We start from the raw sequence: 16,921 nt of genomic DNA on the forward strand, positions 1-16,921 counted from the left end.
ATATAGCTACTTTTACCGTTATCCCAGTGTTGTAAAACTGGGGTAACACCTTCCGCTACGCAAATCACCTACAAAACACAATCTTTTTATTCCCCCAAACAATTAGTTGTGAATTTAAGCAATCATATTAATATAGTAAATATTTACTTAATATACTAGTATTTACCTTGACTAAACAATTATAGTGCTGTATGATTTGTACTTAAGCTTTAATAGTGAGGTGTTGATGGACACACAAGAATTAGAAAACTTACAGAAAAGTTCATCAACAAAATCCCAAGATGCTGAGGAGAAAACATCAGAAGAGTTGGAAAGAAATTTAAACCCGAATGAAGCCAATAATGATATATTCTAAAATCTATCAAGAATACGAGGGAGAAACATGGACAGAGTCATTAATGAATGGTTTTATAGCAGCTGTTTCTTTGGGATTTGGCTTCCTTCTAGGAAAAATAATTACTCCTACAAACGAAGCTGTTTCTACAAATCTAGAAAACGCTGCTGTTGAACAACCCAATGTGCAACAAACCCTACCCTTATATATATAAAATGACAAATTTTATAACTAAAAAAGTACTTCCCCATTTTCAAAGCACTGCATACAATAGAATTATATTGCAGTGCCTTATACTCATTCTGAGATATAGGAAAACAATCTATACAACATTTTAAGCTGGCTCAGAGCGCTGGCAAACCCAATACCATAATTTACAAGGAGGACTTATGAATAAGAAATTTCTCTATTCACCATTGTCAATAAAAAGCATAGAAGAAAACGGAGTATTTTCTGGCTATGCGAGCGTTTTTAATATAGTTGATAAGCAAAATGATCTGATATTACCAGGAGCATTTAAGAATAACTTAAATAAAAGTCAGATAAAACTTCTTTGGCAGCACAATCCGAGCGAGCCTATAGGTAATATTACGGATATTTGCGAAAATGATGTTGGCCTATATATAACTGCACATTTGCTTTTTGGTATTCAAAAAGCAGAGGAAGCATATTTAATGCTCAAAACTGGAACTATTAACGGGCTTTCGATTGGCTATATACCAATAGAGTATGATGTTGATCATGAAAGCGGAGCTCGAGTGTTAAAACAAGTGGAGCTATGGGAAGTTAGTTTGGTCACTTTCCCTGCAAATTTGGCAGCTCAGGTAATCAACGTGAAAAATCAGCACAATGAACAAGAAATGTTAGCAAGAGCAATAGAAAAAGCAAATTCTGTGCTTACGAACATGTGTATTTCTACTTAAAATCTATAAAAATTTTCACACAATTTAACATTTATATTATTATTTATTTAATAATTATATTAATATATATAACTTCAATACTTTAAAAATTAGGTAATTTTATGCTAAATGCTAATAATAAGGTTAATTACGAACCTAGTATTAAACAAAAGGAAAAAAAATACAGCTTATCCACTGTGCTTGCTTGGCTATATCTAAAAACAATTGGACGAATGTTGCCAGAAAAGTGGAATCAATGGGCAAAGAATATCCTATATTACAATAAAATTATTGCAGATAATGGGGTTCAGACTGATGCTCTTAAAGCAGCATATCAAAGTGTTCAAGTTTCTGAAGTTGCAGCTAAAGATATAGAAATTCAGACTGAATTTGCTGAGACAGAGGATAAGAATAAAGAATTAAATGAGGAACTGGAAGGTGTAAGTCAGGCACTCGAAGCATTTATTGGGCTCTGTAATAATCAAGCACAGCAGATTGGAAGCTTACAATCAGGAAATGATTTCTTAGGAGAGAAAAATAGAGAGTTAAAGTCTAAACTTGCAGAACTTGAAAAGAGTTATAAAGAATTAAAAGCAATTGCACAAGAAAGAGGAGAAGAATTTTTAGCACAGTTCAAGGAAAAGTCTGAGGAGATATTACATTTGCAGAAAGAATTAACTGAGCGCAGTAAAGAATTTGCAAATAAAATAGAAATGCTCTCAGCAGAGATAGAAAAAAAAGATAAGAAAATACGTAGTTTAACGGAATTAAATAAAGCATTAGAACAAAAGGAAAAGGAAATGGAGAATAAAAAGAACGAACAACAGCAAATTATAATTGAAGAAGAGAAAAGAATAAGGGAAAAAGATAATTTAATAAAGTCATTTCATGAAAATAAAGATATAAATGAAACTGTGAGGAAAGAGAATGAAAAGCTACGAGTGCAAAAAACAGAACTTGAGAATGAAGTTAGTAAGTTAAAAGACGAATCTGATGCTAAAATAAAGCAATTAGAAAATCAACTTAAGGAGAAACAAGCAGAATTCAAACAAGCTGAGGAAAAAATACTAAATTTAGAAAAAAAATTGGAAAGTGCTCAGCAACAATTAGTGCAAGAAAAAACTAATCTAAAAGATGAATTAAAGGATTCAAGTAGTAAACTAAATGCTGCTGAAATAAAGAAAAAAGAATTAGAAGATGAAGTTAACGAATTGAAAGAAAAAGCTAAGGGAAAAGATGCTGAAGTAGAGAATCTTAAACAACAATTAGAGAAAGAAAAGACTAATCTAAATACCATTGAAAAAGAGAAAAAAGAATTAGAAAGTGAAGTTGACAAATTGCAGGAAAAATCACAGAAATTAGAAGAAAGTAACGTTGAAATAAAGAAACAAAAGGCAGATTTGGAGGGAAAATTAAAATCTTCACAAGGGGAAAATAAAAAGTTACAAAAACAAGTTGAACATCCAAGTGCAAAAAAAACAGAAAATATTACAACATTTTCTACTAGAAATAATAAAGAAATACCTAATCAAAGTTTGACATCAAAAGATAAACAAACTGAAGTTTCAAGACCTGAAAGTGGACAACAAAAGTTAAAAAATGAGCTAAAAGACGCTAGTAAAAAGCCAGAAGATATTAATAAAGAAACTAAAGCACTAGATGCAAAGAGTATGTTATCTACTACAAAGTCAATTACTAAATCAACTTTTTCAAAAGTCAAGAACAAGCTTCTTGGTAATGAGGATCTCAATAACTTTTTATCTAAGGAAAACAAGGAGTTGAAAAAAAGTTTTCCTGAACTTGAAGGAAAACACTTTTGCCATATAGTGCTTAAGAAAACTATACAATCTCTACTATGTCAAAATAGTTATAAATTTAAAAGTGATAAGTTACTTGCACTGTTGAAAGAGAATTTGGTTAAATCTGGAAAAGCGATCATAGAAACTAAGGTTAACACAGTTGTTGAAAAAGTTGGTAAAAAGCATTCTATCGAACAGGTAATTTTTGTTCAAGAGTGTGCAAAAGGGTTATATTTAAATGAAGAAGATAGTCAAGCAATAATAAGTTCCTTAATGGAATTTTTAGCTCACAAAAATAATAGCAATAATGATTCAGTCAAAAAATTTGTTGTGCAGAAGTTAACGGAAGCTGAAATGAAATGTTTTTCAGATAAGATTCAAGGATTACAACTAGCATCAAGCATACGAGATAAATTTTTATCTCCAGATCAGAAAATGTGCGTTCAAACTTCAGAAGAAAACAATGAATACCAATTAACAAAAAAAGCTAAAAAAGAATACAAATTAACACCTAATTCTTCCATGAGTCACACTAATAGCACTCCGGTAAGTGTGAAGCAAGAAGCAAAGTCTAGATAAAACTTTTAGCATAAAGTATCAGCTTCTCCTTTGTTAAAGTGTAGGAGCTGTCTTCCCAATGTTGTCGTAGCAATTCCAAGTTTCTACCTAAACTTTTCCCTGGTTGATGACCTATAGTTATTAAATCATCACCAGATAAAGGAAATTTTGGAATGTTAAACATCTTAGCAAATGAAATATACTCATCAACATTTATTCCAGACTCAATACCACAAATCTTCATTAAGTCACAATATAATTCCTTACCAAATAAAGATATGTATTTCTTTTGCTCTTTTTCTGAAAGCTCTGTTTTGATATTGTTTGATAATAAAAATAATATTTTTTTCTTTTGCTTATTTGAAAGACGTAAAAACTTGCTCACTTCTTCCCCAAGACTAACTCTATCTTTAGCAGTCCTAATAAGCAACGCTAATTTTGTTAGTGCATCGATTGTGGGATCTAGGAAAGGCGTATGGCCATACGCTGAGGGTTTTGTAGGAGGTTTAGTGTTGATAAGAAGTGGTGAAGATAAAATTTCGCATTTTACTTCTTTTGGAATAATTTTTTGTAAAACATCAGATTTTTGCATGCTCTTAAGTGTTGGAGCAGGATCATTGCATTCCAAGAGTTTAAATATTTCTTCTCTTATTCTCTCTCCAGAGAGGTTTTGAATCATGTGCGAATGCTTTTTGCACACATCCAATATTTCATCACTTAAATCTCCTATGCATATTTTAGCGTGAAAACGAAACGCTCTTAAAATACGTAGATAGTCTTCCTTAATCCTATCTTCAGCGTTACCTATAAAGTTTAACTTTCGTGCTTTTAAGTCCTGAATGCCACCAAAGTAGTCGTATATATGGCCATATTTGTCTGCATAAAGAGCATTAAACGTAAAGTCGCGCCTTGAAGCATCAGCTTGCCAATCATTAGTAAATTCTACCTTCGCATGTCTACCGTCACACTTTACATCATGCCTTAGCGTTGTAATCTCAAAGGATCTTTTATTTAAAATCGCAGTAATAGTTCCATGTTTTAAGCCAGTTGGAATAGTTTTTATATTACGGAGTTTTAACGCTTTAACTGCTTGATTAGGCAGCAGATTAGTAGCAAGATCGATGTCGTGAATGTCACGCTGTAAAATTGAATCTCTAACACATCCACCAACAAGCCTTGCCTCACCACCAAATTTCTCTATGGCCTCAATAATTACACTAGTTTCGTGATCAATTTGCATTTAGGTTACACATACTGAAAATCATGTTACAAAAAATGCGAAACTTTTGCAAAAATCCTCATATAAAAATATATAGGCAGGAGAGTGGTAAAATAAGAGGGTAAAGTGATAGAGTAAGTCTACAACAAATCCAGTGCCTAGAAACTTATAAGTATAAAAGTAATGTTAAAATACAATGTTTTCGATGATTATAAAAAAGCTGGATGAGCTACTTGCATGACACCTTTGTAGCCTTCTCTTGTCATCCCAGTACCTGCTCAAGTAACTGACACTGGTTCCCTTTATGATGGTGTTATCCGAGTAGCTCATCCAGCTTTTTATCAGGAACGTTGATTACTCTTTATTCTTCGCCCTTCCTGCACGTTTACGTTCATTTGGATCGAGGAACTTCTTACGCAAACGTATAGATTTTGGAGTTACTTCTACCAATTCATCATCGTCTATATATGCTATCATATCCTCCAGTGTCATTATTTTTGGTGGAGTAAGCTTTATAGCTTCATCGCTACCTGAAGCTCTTACGTTTGTTAATTGCTTACCTTTAAGTACATTTATTTCTAAATCATTGTCACGACTATGCTGACCGACAATCATACCACAATATACCTTATCTTGTGGCTTAACAAACATAATTCCCCTATCTTGCAGATTGAAAATTGCATACGCTACTGCTTCGCCTTTGTCTGTTGAAATTAAAACCCCATTACGCCTTCCGGAAATTGAACCTTTATGTGGAGCATAACTGTGAAATAAACGGTTGATTATACCAGTGCCGCGAGAATCAGTTAAAAATTCTCCTTGATAGCCAATTAATCCCCTTGATGGCACTAAAAATGTCAACCTAGTTCTGCCACTACCAGAAGGTCTCATATCAGTTACTTCACCTTTTCGAAAGCTAAGTTTTTCCATGATGATTCCACTATACTCATCATCTACATCAATTACTACTTCCTCTATAGGTTCAAGTTTTTTGCCATCTTCTTCTTTAAACAGCACTCGAGGCCGTGAAACTGAAAGTTCAAAACCTTCCCTTCTCATATTTTCAATCAGTACCCCAAGCTGCAACTCACCACGTCCACCTACTTCAAATGCTTCACCACTTGGAGCCAAAGTTACAGTAATTGCAACGTTTGTTTCTGCTTCTGCATATAAACGATCTTTTATAACAGTTGAGGTAAGTTTTGTTCCCTCTTGCCCAGCAAAAGGTGAGTCATTAACGCTTATAGTAATCGCCATTGTTGGCGGGTCAACTGGAGTTGAGCTGATCGCAGTTGTAACTTCTGGTGCTGCTATAGTGTCTGAAACTGAAGCTTTCTCAAGTCCTGCAATGGCAATGATATCACCAGCTACAGCTTGCTCTACTGGAACGCGTTTTAAGCCAGAAAATGAGAGTAACTTAGTTAATCTCCCTCGCTCAACCACTTGACCATCAAGATCAATTACCTTAAGATCTGAGTTAACTTGCGCGATTCCTTGGTAAATCTTTCCTGTCAATATTCTGCCAAGAAATTTATCAGATTCAAGTAAAGTAACTAGCATAGCAAAAGGTGCATTTTGATCATAAACGGAAGGTTTTATGTAATCTATCACCGTTGAAAATAATGGGCTTAAATCTTTTCTCTCATCAGATAGCTCCTTAGCACACCAACCATTTCTACCTGAAGCATAGAGTACTGGAAAATCTAGTTGCTCGTTGGTTGCATCAAGGTTAAAAAATAACTCATATATTTCATTTAGTACTTCATCAATTCTGCTGTCTGGTCGATCAACCTTATTGATTATCACAATCGGTTTTAAATTTGCCTTTAGTGCTTTTGACAACACAAACTTAGTCTGTGGCATTGGACCTTCTGCAGCATCAACCAGTAGTAATACACCATCTGCCATGCAGAGCACCCTTTCCACTTCTCCACCAAAATCCGCATGTCCTGGTGTATCAATGATATTGATTTTCTCATCACCCCACATTATTGACGTACATTTTGCAAGTATTGTAATCCCACGTTCACGTTCTTGATCACCACTATCCATCACTCGTTCTTGAACTTCTTGATTCTCACGAAACGTGCCACTTTGTTTTAACATGTTATCAAGTAAAGTAGTTTTTCCGTGGTCAACGTGTGCAATTATTGCAATATTGCGGATTGATTTAAATTCACTCATTTCTTATCATTTCAAATTTAATTTAATAACAAGTATACGTATAATATATTTAGAGTAAATAACTAAAGCCGTGCTTTCAGAGTATTTTAGGCAGATCATGGAACTCTAACAAAAAGGTTTCATGTTCGCTGTACTTTGTAGCAACTAACACCAAGACAAAGAAGAATCTTGCTTTAGCAGTACATTTATATAAAATTAAAATAAACTAAAGTAATCATTTAAATGCTAACAAGATTCGCTCCAAGCCCAACTGGCTACCTACATGTAGGAAACATACGCACTGCACTCATTTGTTGGATGTACACACGTAATCAAAATGGAAAATTTTTACTACGTTTTGATGATACTGATCTTGAGCGTTCAGATATCAAATATGTAGATAATATCATAGAAGACCTAAAATGGATTGGCATAAATTGGAATTCAAGTTTTAAGCAATCAGAGCGTTTTGAGAGCTATAACGAGGTGTTCTTACAGTTAATGAAAGAAGGTCATATTTATGCATGTTATGAAACAAGAGAAGAATTAGACACTAAACGAAAATTTCAATTAAAACAAGGTCTTCCCCCTGTTTACGATAGAGGTGCGTTGCTTCTAACTGAGCAAGAGAAAATTCGTTATGAGCAAGAAGGACGAAAACCACATTTCAGATTTAAATTGAATAGAAACGAAATTGTAAAATGGAATGATGAAGTTAAAGGTGAAATAAATATTGCAACAATTCACATTAGCGATCCTGTGGTAAAAAGAGAAGATGGAATTTATACATACATGTTACCTTCTGTTGTTGATGATGTTGACTTTAATGTAACCCATGTTGTACGCGGGGAAGATCATGTAACTAATACCGCAGTTCAGATCCAAATTATTAAAGCATTAAAAGCGAAAATTCCTATATTTGCTCACCTTCCCCTACTACATTTTGATGATAGCAAGATATCGAAACGGAAAGGTGGGTTGGATATTAAGTCCATAAGAGAAGATGAGATTGAGCCAATGGCGCTAACTAGCTATTTAGCAAAACTTGGCACATCTGATCCGATAGAAGCTCATGTTGATATGCAGTCTTTAATTAACTCATTTGATATTAAAAAATTTAGCTCAGCATCTGCACAATTCAGCTTGAGTGAAATGTATAAGCTAAATAGCAAAGTGCTGCAACAAATGCCATTTGAAATGGTGCAAGATCGTTTAAGTCAAATTGGCTCAGAGTTTTGGTATTTTATAAGGAGTAATATAGAAAAGTTTTCTGAGGTGGCCAAATGGTGGAAAACATGCAAATTTGGTATAGAGCCTGTGGTTCTTAATAAAGAGTTTATAAAAATAGCGCTAAGTTCATTGCCTAAAGGTGATTGTAATGAAAACACATTATCAGAGTGGGTTAAAAATATTCGACAGACAGTTGATATAAAGGCAAAAGATCTATTTATGCAGTTGCGCCTCGCTTTAACAGGAACAGAAACAGGTCCAGAACTCGCTAAATTATTAATTTTTATCGGTAGAGAGAGCATTGTTGCAAGGTTAGAAGAAAATCATACAAAAGGTTTAAATGCACCGAATGTATTTGAATGACACCAATAAGCATTGTTCAGGAAATGTGAAAATATTAGATTTCTTGTCATTCCAGTTTCTGCTCCTGTCATTCCAGTGCTTGACACTGGAATCCATAATCTTGCCAAAACGTTGTATTTTAAAATAACTTCTACACATATCCCATATTTCTGGATCCCAGTGTCAGCTACTTTCATGACAACATTTAGTTGTTTTTTCTCGTCTACCTTATTTTACTACTCTGCTGAACGAATAACACCAATAGTTAATCTCATGCTGAAAGATCATTTTATGGTCCAAGTCAGTTCTTTTACAAGTCACTTCCAAGCTCATCAAATTTTCTAAGATCTTCTTAAGTTCTGAAAGTTGCAAACTTTTCAAATGAGATTTAAAACTCTGCAATTGTTTGAAGAACAATGGAGGACTCAGCTGGTCAATTGCAGCTTGTTCATTCATTCCATTTTGTATTAACAGCAAAACGCTTTCTAGCCGTAGAAAATAATTTGATATAATACGGATTAATGCTATCGGTGAAAAATTCTCTTGTAATATCAATACATCGGAAATTTTGATGAATTGTCCCATGTCTTTACTCACTATTGCAGAGCACAGATTATCAAGTGTAACATAATCATTGCCGGAGGTTGAAAAGCATAGATCTATATCAGCAAGTTTAAGATCTTTTTTTTTTCCTAGATATAAAACTAATTTTTCAAGCTCTGAATATATAGGCAGTTTGCTATGATTAAAATAAGACTGCAAGTGGTAGATTATCTCACTTGTGCACTCTATATCATTTTGTTTCAAGTAACTTGATATAATATCACAAAGATTACTACCGCTGTCCTTATAGCAGGTAATGACACCGAAAATTTTTGAGCTTTCCATATAACTTTTAGTTGTAGAACTATATGGAAGATCATTTGCTATCATTACTATATAATGATCGCCTATATTATGATCCAATATGTTTCTTAACTCTTTAGATATACTTCCACTGACATTTATCAGCTTAACTAACCTTTTTTTAGTAAACATCGAAATGTTTGCCAACTCGGAAAATAACAAGCCAGGCGACTTATTCACTACTGCAAAATCCATCACCTGAACTGAATACTCATTCAAGTTGGCAATTATTTCCTGTACAAAAATATCGACCTTACTATTGTCACTCCCATGAATTAATACACCACTTAAAGTATCGGGTTTCTCAAGGAATTTTTTAACTTTAGATGGCGTGATTCTCATGCCATCTATATTATATTATCACTACTTGGTGGTACATCATTTGATTGCACATCAGTTTCCAACAATTCTGAGCTTTCTTGATTTGCTGTATTCTGCATATCATCAGACACTTCTTTCTTTCCCGTAACATAATTATAAAAATTTTTTATAGGCTGTCCTATATATCTAGAAAAAAATCCTTCGGCCATATCTTTCACTCCACAAATTAACAATTAGCACATAAAAACAACGTAGCAAAAACTACTTTACGCTCAGATAGTTACACTCATTTGTTAATGAATTATGAACTTCGGAGACCAAAATTAAGTCGATCTACTTAACACCAATCTTATAAAATAAGCAATGATTAAATACACAGCTGCGATAAGTATAATTGCAGGTCCAGTTAATAAGTCAAAACTTGCAGATAATATCAAACCTGATACTCCAGAAATCACAGAAAAAACTGTTGCAACAATAATCATTTGCATTGGAGTTTTTGAAATGAGTCTTGCTGATGCAGCAGGTATTAACAAAAATGCAGCAATGAGTAATATTCCTATTAATTGAGCAGAAATTGCAATAAAGATAGCGAGTATAATCAAAAATTCTAGCCTAACAAAATTAACATGTACTTTCTCAACTGTTGCCAAATCTTGATTAATCGAAATCATCAGCCAATAGCGCCATCTAAATATTAATATCAAAGTAACTATTACGGAGGTTAGAAAAATTGATATTATATTACTTTGGTCAATCATTAATATGTCACCAAAAAGTGAGCTAATAATACTATTATTACCTGATGGAAGAAAAGACATAAGTATTAAACTCGATGATAAAACTACATTGGTAACTATGTTCAATATCGTATCAGCAGAGTATAATTTATTAAAATTAAGAGAAAGTAGTATAGCAAACATAATTGCAATGAGCATTATACTTACCGATGGGCTGATATTAAAGATCAAAGCAAGTGCAATACCAAGCAATGAAGAATGGGACAAACTATCACCCAAATACGATAACCTTTGCCATATCATAAATGACCCTAGAGCTCCTGTGACTAGGCTAATCATAATTACCGCAATTAGACTGTTTATAAAAAAACTCTGTGTAAATATCTCTAACATGCTATCAGATAACTGACAACAAATCTATCTTCAGATATTAAAACGTTATGGGTTCTGCATGCAGAACCCGTCGTCATAAATTCAAAATTTAAATTCTTTTGCTCCATAAGATAAGACTTCATTGAACAATCGCGTATCTTACCAGTACCTATTATCAAAATCTCTATTTCCTCTGTTAAAAAAGATTTAAAATACTCCTTGTTATTTATATCACTTTCTTTCAATTCAATCACCTTTTCAGGAAAAATTATAATTGAGCCATGATATTCTTGATTATTTACCCAAAATCTTTCTTCCCTGTAACCATCTATAAGATTTTTCTTCTTGGAAATTAAGGGCATAAATCAAACTATTAATTCCGTGTCGCACACCCACCATTCTGGATATTCCTTTTTGATATTTGCCGCTGCAGCTTTTGCATTTTCTTCACTATCAAACATTCCAAAACACGCTACACCACTACCTGACATACGAGAAAGTATAGAGCCTTCTTGTGACTCTAGTGTTGATATTACATTCTGAATTTCAGGTACAAAACCTATTGCTACTTCTTGAAGGTCATTTTTTGTCTCTTTAAGAAGCTCTAACAAATTCTCCTCAGTTTTATCACTCCACTTAATTGGATTAGAGAAATCCTCTTTATACTTGGAAAATACTTCTGATGTATTCAAAAACTTTTTTTTTGGTTTCACAAGTACCAGACTTATGGGTAAAGAGCATTGTTTAATGGGACATAATTCCTCACCAACACCTCTAACAAAAACTGGCTTACTATCTACACTTGCAGGCACATCAGCACCAACGCTTAAAGCTATATCATTTAAAATTTGCCTATCAATGTTCCAAAGCTCTCCCAGCATGCGTATCACAGCTCCAGCATCTGAGGAACCACTACCAAATCCCGCAGCAATTGGTACATTTTTTACAACCTTCACAGTGACTTTAGTGCGTACAGGAGCATGCCTAAGCAGTAGACTCAATGCTTTCGTTATAGTATTATATCGATAATTTATTTTAAACTCAGAGTTTACAAATTGAACTGTAGAGTTATCATATCTAAAGTTTTTTTCTCCTACTTTTATCTCTAAAAAATTAGAAAGTTTAGCAAAGACAACCAAACTTTCAATTAAATGATACCCTCTTTCTTCTCTATTTATAATATGTAAAAAAAGATTGATCTTTGCAGGAGCCTTTACACAAAAACTTTCCATCTGTATATCTTCACTAACACTATCTTATTTACTATACTTGAAATGCCACTTCAGTCAAACTTTATACACTCCTAATGAGATCAAATACCATAAATCCTAACTTCTCTGTATGGGTAAGTGCATCAGCTGGTACAGGTAAAACAAAGATCTTAATAGACAGAGTATTAAGACTTCTATTAGAGAATAAGAGAAATATTCTCTGCTTAACATTTACCAATGCTGCAGCAAATGAAATGGAGGATCGCATTTACAGTACACTTAGTAAGTGGGCAATATGTCCAGAGGGTATATTGGTCACAGATTTAGAACAATTAGCCCAGTGTGTGACCAGAGAAAATAAAGATTATTTAACAAGAGCAAGAAGGCTTTTTTCTGAACTGGAAAATATTGGTCTTAATATTCAAACTATACACGCCTTTTGTTACAAATTAATCTCCAGCTTTCCTACAGAAGCTGGTATCGCTCCAAATTGTACGTTGAGCGAATGTAAAGAATTGCATTCCATCGTATTTGAAAAAACGCTTCATAATGAAACTGTGCAGGACGATATAAATATCATTGCAGCTGAAATTGATGAAAACAAGCTGAGTGATTTACTCTATACCTTATGTATAAAGAGATCAGCTCTAGAAAATAATTTAGGGTATATCAAAGATAAACTAAGTGCCCCAGATAAGATTCACGATTTACAGAGTGAAACGATTGAGCAGATAAAAAGATTAGCTAAAATATTAAGTGAGGGCAGCAAAAGAGATCAGAGTTACAGTGCGATACTTTATGATTGGTGTAATAGCACAAAATCGTCCGTACCAAATGTTGTCATCCCAGTGCTTGACACTGGGATCCAGAAAAAAAGAAATATGGATCCCAGTGTCAAGCACTGGGATGACAACAAGATAGAGAACTTAGCTAAAGTATTTCTCAAATCAGAATCGTACGAAAAAAAGAGCATATCATCCATTATAACAAAGGGTGCTTTGGAAAAATTTGAAGACGTAGAGCAAATGATAGAAAGCATTCAAAATGCATTGTTTACCCATGTAAAGGATATAAATTCTTATCAAATATTCGCAAGAACCAGTAGTTTACTTAGTATATTTAAAGTATATGTTGATCTATATAATAGTGAAAAATCAAAGAATGCACTGCTTGATTATGATGATATCATCAATTTAGCAACAAATCTCCTTAGCAATCTAGGCTATAAAGATTGGATATTGTTTAATCTAGATCAAAAAATAGACCACATTCTTGTTGACGAGGCACAAGACAATAGTATCAGTCAATGGAAAATTATAACAAATCTCTGCAATGAATTTTTTACCGGTGGTGACGAAAAGAGAACTTTATTCGTTGTTGGAGATGTAAAACAATCAATTTACAGATTTCAAGGAGCAAATCCCCATCTATTTAATTACATGCAGCAATATTTTCACACGAAAACCGGTGGCAGAGATTGGGTATCATGTCAACTTGAAAAGTCATTTCGCTCAACTCCAGAAGTTTTGATGCTTGTAGACAGAATATTTAACAATTTTCGTGAAGAAATATCTTTCAATGATAACAAGATAAAACATATTCCATATAGAGAAAACGATCAAGGGTACATTGAAATCTGGCCGTTACTGCCAAGGTATAAAGAGGAAGAGCAGCAAGCCTTACAAATTCATTTAATACAGAGGAAAGATTATGTAGTAACAGATCGATTACTTGCTCAGGCAATAGCCCAAAGAATTCACAATTGGTTAAACGAAGGGCGGATTTTAGTCGCCAAAGATCGTCATATAGAACCAAGGGATATTATGATTTTGGTACGGCAGCGAAATGTGTTAGTTGATTACATAATAAGTGAACTAAAAAAAGTAAATGTACCAGTTATAGGCCGAGATTATTTTAGAATTATGGATTACATAGCTGTGCAGGACTTAATAGCTTTAGCTGAATTTTTGCTCCTCCAGGCAAATGATCTTGCTCTTGCAAATGTTTTAAAATCACCGCTATTTAACTTTACTGAGGACGATTTATTCAATATTGCATATAATCGTAAAGAGCAGTCATTGTGGGAAAAAATTCATGATTATCATGAGGTTATTTATAGCGAATTAAACTATCTGATTAACTTATCTCAGACAAAATCCCCTCTTACATTATTCACGCATATATTACGCACAGGTAAAAAGAAATTTGCTGCAAGGCTAGGTCTTGAGTGCTTCGAGATTCTAGACGAATTTATGAACCTCGTATTGCAATTTGAGCACCCATCTCTTCAAGCATTTGTTCAGTGGATCAAAGAAAATAATCCTGAGATTAAAAACGATATGCAATCAGAACTCAATGCTGTACGAATAATGACAATTCATAAATCAAAAGGTCTACAAGCTCCAATAGTGTTTTTAGTTGACACAAATACAGTACCAAGAAACAGCGAAAATATTTTGTTTGATGCAACGGAAGCACCATTTTGGTGTGGCAAAAATAGTAATGCTTATTGTAATCAAGTAAAAAGAGAGAAAAAACTAGAGGATTATAACGAATATTTGCGTTTGCTGTACGTGGCACTTACGCGTGCTGAAGATGAGTTATACATTTTAGGCAAAGAGCCAGTGCAAAAGGGCTCTTGGTATGATCTAGTTATTCAATATGGAGCATTATATGAGAGGAAAAAACTATACTTACAGCCGATATTTAAAGAAAAAGTTGAAGTGCTATGCATGAATGCAAACTACCCTTCTATTTATAAAAAACGTGATTATTTTGATGTTCCAGTGATTTCACCTCCATCAAACCTATCAATGTCATTGCAGCACGTAACGCTGGAACCTGGAGAAAAAAAGCCAGTGTCAAGCACTGGGATGACAGATGAGAATGCTGGAATGACAAAAAGGAGCATTGGGACGACAGACAGCTATGCAAGAGGCTTAATAATTCACAGTATATTGCAATATATGCCCAAGATAGAGAAAGACAGGAGAAAAAATTGGGTTAGGAAATATCTTGATAGCATAAACACTAGTGAAGATAAGGATGAAATTTACAGCAAAATATTAACCTTTAATGAAAAATATGATTACCTGTTCGACTTGGAGGGCAAATCAGAAATTCCACTTAGTGGAACAATTGACGGAAAACCAGTATTAGTGCGGCTAGACAGACTGTGTATAACAGAAGACAAAGCAATCATAATTGACTATAAATCACACCATAAAGTTTCTATTTCCTCATCAAATGAAATAAAAAAGCAAATGTTGATCTATAAAACCTTAGTGCAAGAAGTCTACCCAGATAAGCAGGTAGAGTGCGTGGTTATTTGGATGGAAGATTTAACCTTACAATCTTTGATCTAAACTCAAATGTTCGTATAGTAGCTACTTGCATTTGTTGTAAACTCACTTTTACTCTATAGTTATCTTTTTACTACTTTATCTATTTTCTGAACTGATTTTCGTATTAGAAAACATCCAATAAGAAGAATTATAAAAGGAATAAACCATAAAATGTAGGTACTAGATTTTACAGGTGGTACAATGATAATTGAATCTCCATAAGAATTTTTTAACTCTGAAACTATTTGCTCGTTAGTATATCCATCACTGATCTTCTTGCGAATTGTCTTACGCATACCATATGCAACTTGAGACTCAGATTCGGATAATAATTCACCAGAGCATACTGGACACTTTATTACTGCAAATAAGCTACTTGCTCGCTCTTCCATGCTTTCGTCTCTTAGTTTATCATCCAAAGTAAAAGCATTTATGCTTAAATGGAATATCAATGTAAAAAGTAAGCTAATTACTATTCTCATTCTTGGTGAATTGAGTGATAAAATCAGTAGTGGATAATTTTCCAATAAAGCCTGAACCTACATTATTGTCGTACTTTATTGAAAATTGAATGTCGTTATCAGTGATTTTTTCTGATAAGGAAGATATTGATTTTTCCAATTTATCTGCAGTCTTTGAATCATTAGTCACAAACGAAATTAATTCTTTATAATTTGATATGGCTACATTGATTTTATCTTCAAATGAAGATGTAACTAAATTGTAATTACTTACTCCACCATTCGCAGCAATAGAAAAGTTATTACTCTCAATCAAAAATTTTTCTATGTTGAAATTAATCTTAGAAGCTGAAATATGGTTTACAAATTCATAATCTAATTTAGCGTCGACACTAAGGTAATTTTCAGGACTTGCAGTATGTTTATAACGGTAAGTATAAAAATCAAATTCTAGTTTAGTATTTTCATTCAGTTCTTTATCAAAGTGAAATTGAATGTAATTACTTTTATCATTCACTTCAGTTATAACACTTTGCTGATTTTCTAAAACATCACATTTTAATCCATAATCTTCGTAACGAAATGTATCTATATAGTCTATTACAGTGCTATTTCTGTTGAATTTTAATGAAGATAGTAAATCATTTAGTTTAACAACAAAGTGGCTACTCACGTGTGTGTGACACTTTATATTCTTTTTCTCATCACTACGGACAGCAATGTTTACTTTATTGCTTGGTATATAGATATATACTGACTTATCAAATAATCTGTTTTTTATCACTAAAGCTTCAGATGAAACAGTTAATTGCTCATTAGAAAATTTTGGATTCGTTACACGAAAAACTAGGTTAAAAGGAAATCCCTTAAAATCATGTGAAATATCAACTTTTTCGTCATTAATGTAATCAGTTAAAAGACTTTTTACCTTAAATGCAGAAAAATACCAAAAACCACTATACGCTAGAGGAATAAACAAAGGTAAGGAGATGAGAATATAGATAAAAATTTTACGCATT

The 16,921-nt window shown here is 33.3% G+C and carries 15 protein-coding genes; 6 read left to right on the forward strand and 9 right to left on the reverse strand.

The window, feature by feature from the left end; all coding sequences use genetic code 11:
- Positions 1-226: 226 nt before the first annotated feature.
- From ONG75_RS04095 to ONG75_RS04110, 4 genes are all read left to right on the forward strand, one after another.
- On the forward strand, positions 227-355 hold the full coding sequence (locus ONG75_RS04095) for a hypothetical protein (RefSeq protein WP_264375850.1): 129 nt from the start codon (positions 227-229) through the stop codon (positions 353-355).
- Positions 330-548, forward strand: a complete 219-nt coding sequence (locus ONG75_RS04100) for a hypothetical protein (protein WP_264375851.1) — start codon at positions 330-332, stop codon at positions 546-548. Before ONG75_RS04095 ends, ONG75_RS04100 begins: the two co-directional genes overlap by 26 nt.
- A gap of 175 nt (positions 549-723) precedes the next feature.
- Positions 724-1,257, forward strand: a complete 534-nt coding sequence (locus tag ONG75_RS04105) for an HK97 family phage prohead protease (RefSeq protein WP_252154529.1) — start codon at positions 724-726, stop codon at positions 1,255-1,257.
- Between the two features lie 101 nt (positions 1,258-1,358).
- Entirely contained in the window at positions 1,359-3,614 is a 2,256-nt protein-coding gene (locus tag ONG75_RS04110; RefSeq protein WP_264375852.1) for a coiled-coil domain-containing protein, read from the forward strand.
- Here the strand turns inward: ONG75_RS04110 and ONG75_RS04115 are convergent.
- Positions 3,607-4,833 carry a CCA tRNA nucleotidyltransferase gene (locus ONG75_RS04115; RefSeq protein WP_264375853.1) on the reverse strand — a complete coding sequence of 409 codons (1,227 nt, stop codon included), beginning with the start codon at positions 4,831-4,833 and terminating at the stop codon, positions 3,607-3,609. The two genes, ONG75_RS04110 and ONG75_RS04115, sit on opposite strands and share 8 nt — an antisense overlap.
- A gap of 333 nt (positions 4,834-5,166) precedes the next feature.
- A complete protein-coding gene (gene typA / locus ONG75_RS04120) occupies positions 5,167-6,996 on the reverse strand; it encodes a translational GTPase TypA (RefSeq protein ID WP_007302691.1) in 1,830 nt (609 codons plus the stop codon).
- A 222-nt stretch (positions 6,997-7,218) separates the two neighbouring features.
- Here typA and gltX point away from each other — a divergent pair, with 222 nt between their 5' ends.
- Entirely contained in the window at positions 7,219-8,568 is a 1,350-nt protein-coding gene (gene gltX, locus ONG75_RS04125; protein ID WP_264375854.1) for a glutamate--tRNA ligase, read from the forward strand.
- Between the two features lie 207 nt (positions 8,569-8,775).
- On the opposite strand, the gene holA is transcribed toward gltX, so the two are convergent.
- From holA to ONG75_RS04150, 5 genes are all read right to left on the reverse strand, one after another.
- The gene (gene holA / locus ONG75_RS04130) at positions 8,776-9,795 is read right to left on the reverse strand and encodes a DNA polymerase III subunit delta (RefSeq protein ID WP_264375855.1); all 1,020 of its coding nucleotides are present in this window, start codon (positions 9,793-9,795) and stop codon (positions 8,776-8,778) included.
- A 5-nt stretch (positions 9,796-9,800) separates the two neighbouring features.
- Entirely contained in the window at positions 9,801-9,983 is a 183-nt protein-coding gene (locus ONG75_RS04135) for a hypothetical protein (RefSeq protein WP_015588477.1), read from the reverse strand.
- 114 nt (positions 9,984-10,097) lie between these two features.
- Entirely contained in the window at positions 10,098-10,907 is an 810-nt protein-coding gene (locus ONG75_RS04140; RefSeq protein WP_007302687.1) for a metal ABC transporter permease, read from the reverse strand.
- On the reverse strand, positions 10,901-11,248 hold the full coding sequence (locus ONG75_RS04145) for an Mth938-like domain-containing protein (RefSeq protein ID WP_007302686.1): 348 nt from the start codon (positions 11,246-11,248) through the stop codon (positions 10,901-10,903). The genes ONG75_RS04140 and ONG75_RS04145 overlap by 7 nt, the downstream gene beginning before the upstream one ends.
- Before the next feature lie 3 nt (positions 11,249-11,251).
- Positions 11,252-12,118 carry a 4-(cytidine 5'-diphospho)-2-C-methyl-D-erythritol kinase gene (locus ONG75_RS04150; RefSeq protein ID WP_264375856.1) on the reverse strand — a complete coding sequence of 289 codons (867 nt, stop codon included), beginning with the start codon at positions 12,116-12,118 and terminating at the stop codon, positions 11,252-11,254.
- Between the two features lie 74 nt (positions 12,119-12,192).
- On the opposite strand from ONG75_RS04150, the gene ONG75_RS04155 reads away from it, so the two are divergent.
- Positions 12,193-15,462 (forward strand): UvrD-helicase domain-containing protein, encoded by a 3,270-nt coding sequence (locus ONG75_RS04155; protein ID WP_264375857.1) that lies wholly within the window; start codon positions 12,193-12,195, stop codon positions 15,460-15,462.
- 59 nt (positions 15,463-15,521) lie between these two features.
- On the opposite strand, the gene ONG75_RS04160 is transcribed toward ONG75_RS04155, so the two are convergent.
- A complete protein-coding gene (locus tag ONG75_RS04160) occupies positions 15,522-15,923 on the reverse strand; it encodes a cytochrome c-type biogenesis protein (protein WP_010401557.1) in 402 nt (133 codons plus the stop codon).
- A complete protein-coding gene (locus tag ONG75_RS04165; protein WP_264374757.1) occupies positions 15,907-16,920 on the reverse strand; it encodes a hypothetical protein in 1,014 nt (337 codons plus the stop codon). The genes ONG75_RS04160 and ONG75_RS04165 overlap by 17 nt, the downstream gene beginning before the upstream one ends.
- Between the last annotated feature and the right edge of the window lies 1 nt (position 16,921).

Source organism: Wolbachia endosymbiont (group B) of Sphaerophoria taeniata, assembly GCF_947179355.1.
Classification (GTDB): domain Bacteria; phylum Pseudomonadota; class Alphaproteobacteria; order Rickettsiales; family Anaplasmataceae; genus Wolbachia.

Excerpts from the sequence above, each read along its gene's own strand:
- ONG75_RS04095 (WP_264375850.1), top strand. The coding sequence starts at position 227 with ATGGACACACAAGAATTAGAAAACTTACAGAAAAGTTCATCAACAAAA.
- ONG75_RS04100 (WP_264375851.1), top strand. The coding sequence starts at position 330 with ATGAAGCCAATAATGATATATTCTAAAATCTATCAAGAATACGAGGGA.
- ONG75_RS04105 (WP_252154529.1), top strand. The coding sequence starts at position 724 with ATGAATAAGAAATTTCTCTATTCACCATTGTCAATAAAAAGCATAGAA.
- ONG75_RS04110 (WP_264375852.1), top strand. The coding sequence starts at position 1,359 with ATGCTAAATGCTAATAATAAGGTTAATTACGAACCTAGTATTAAACAA.
- ONG75_RS04115 (WP_264375853.1), bottom strand. The coding sequence starts at position 4,833 with ATGCAAATTGATCACGAAACTAGTGTAATTATTGAGGCCATAGAGAAA.
- typA (WP_007302691.1), bottom strand. The coding sequence starts at position 6,996 with ATGAGTGAATTTAAATCAATCCGCAATATTGCAATAATTGCACACGTT.
- gltX (WP_264375854.1), top strand. The coding sequence starts at position 7,219 with ATGCTAACAAGATTCGCTCCAAGCCCAACTGGCTACCTACATGTAGGA.
- holA (WP_264375855.1), bottom strand. The coding sequence starts at position 9,795 with ATGAGAATCACGCCATCTAAAGTTAAAAAATTCCTTGAGAAACCCGAT.
- ONG75_RS04135 (WP_015588477.1), bottom strand. The coding sequence starts at position 9,983 with ATGGCCGAAGGATTTTTTTCTAGATATATAGGACAGCCTATAAAAAAT.
- ONG75_RS04140 (WP_007302687.1), bottom strand. The coding sequence starts at position 10,907 with ATGTTAGAGATATTTACACAGAGTTTTTTTATAAACAGTCTAATTGCG.
- ONG75_RS04145 (WP_007302686.1), bottom strand. The coding sequence starts at position 11,248 with ATGCCCTTAATTTCCAAGAAGAAAAATCTTATAGATGGTTACAGGGAA.
- ONG75_RS04150 (WP_264375856.1), bottom strand. The coding sequence starts at position 12,118 with ATGGAAAGTTTTTGTGTAAAGGCTCCTGCAAAGATCAATCTTTTTTTA.
- ONG75_RS04155 (WP_264375857.1), top strand. The coding sequence starts at position 12,193 with ATGAGATCAAATACCATAAATCCTAACTTCTCTGTATGGGTAAGTGCA.
- ONG75_RS04160 (WP_010401557.1), bottom strand. The coding sequence starts at position 15,923 with ATGAGAATAGTAATTAGCTTACTTTTTACATTGATATTCCATTTAAGC.
- ONG75_RS04165 (WP_264374757.1), bottom strand. The coding sequence starts at position 16,920 with ATGCGTAAAATTTTTATCTATATTCTCATCTCCTTACCTTTGTTTATT.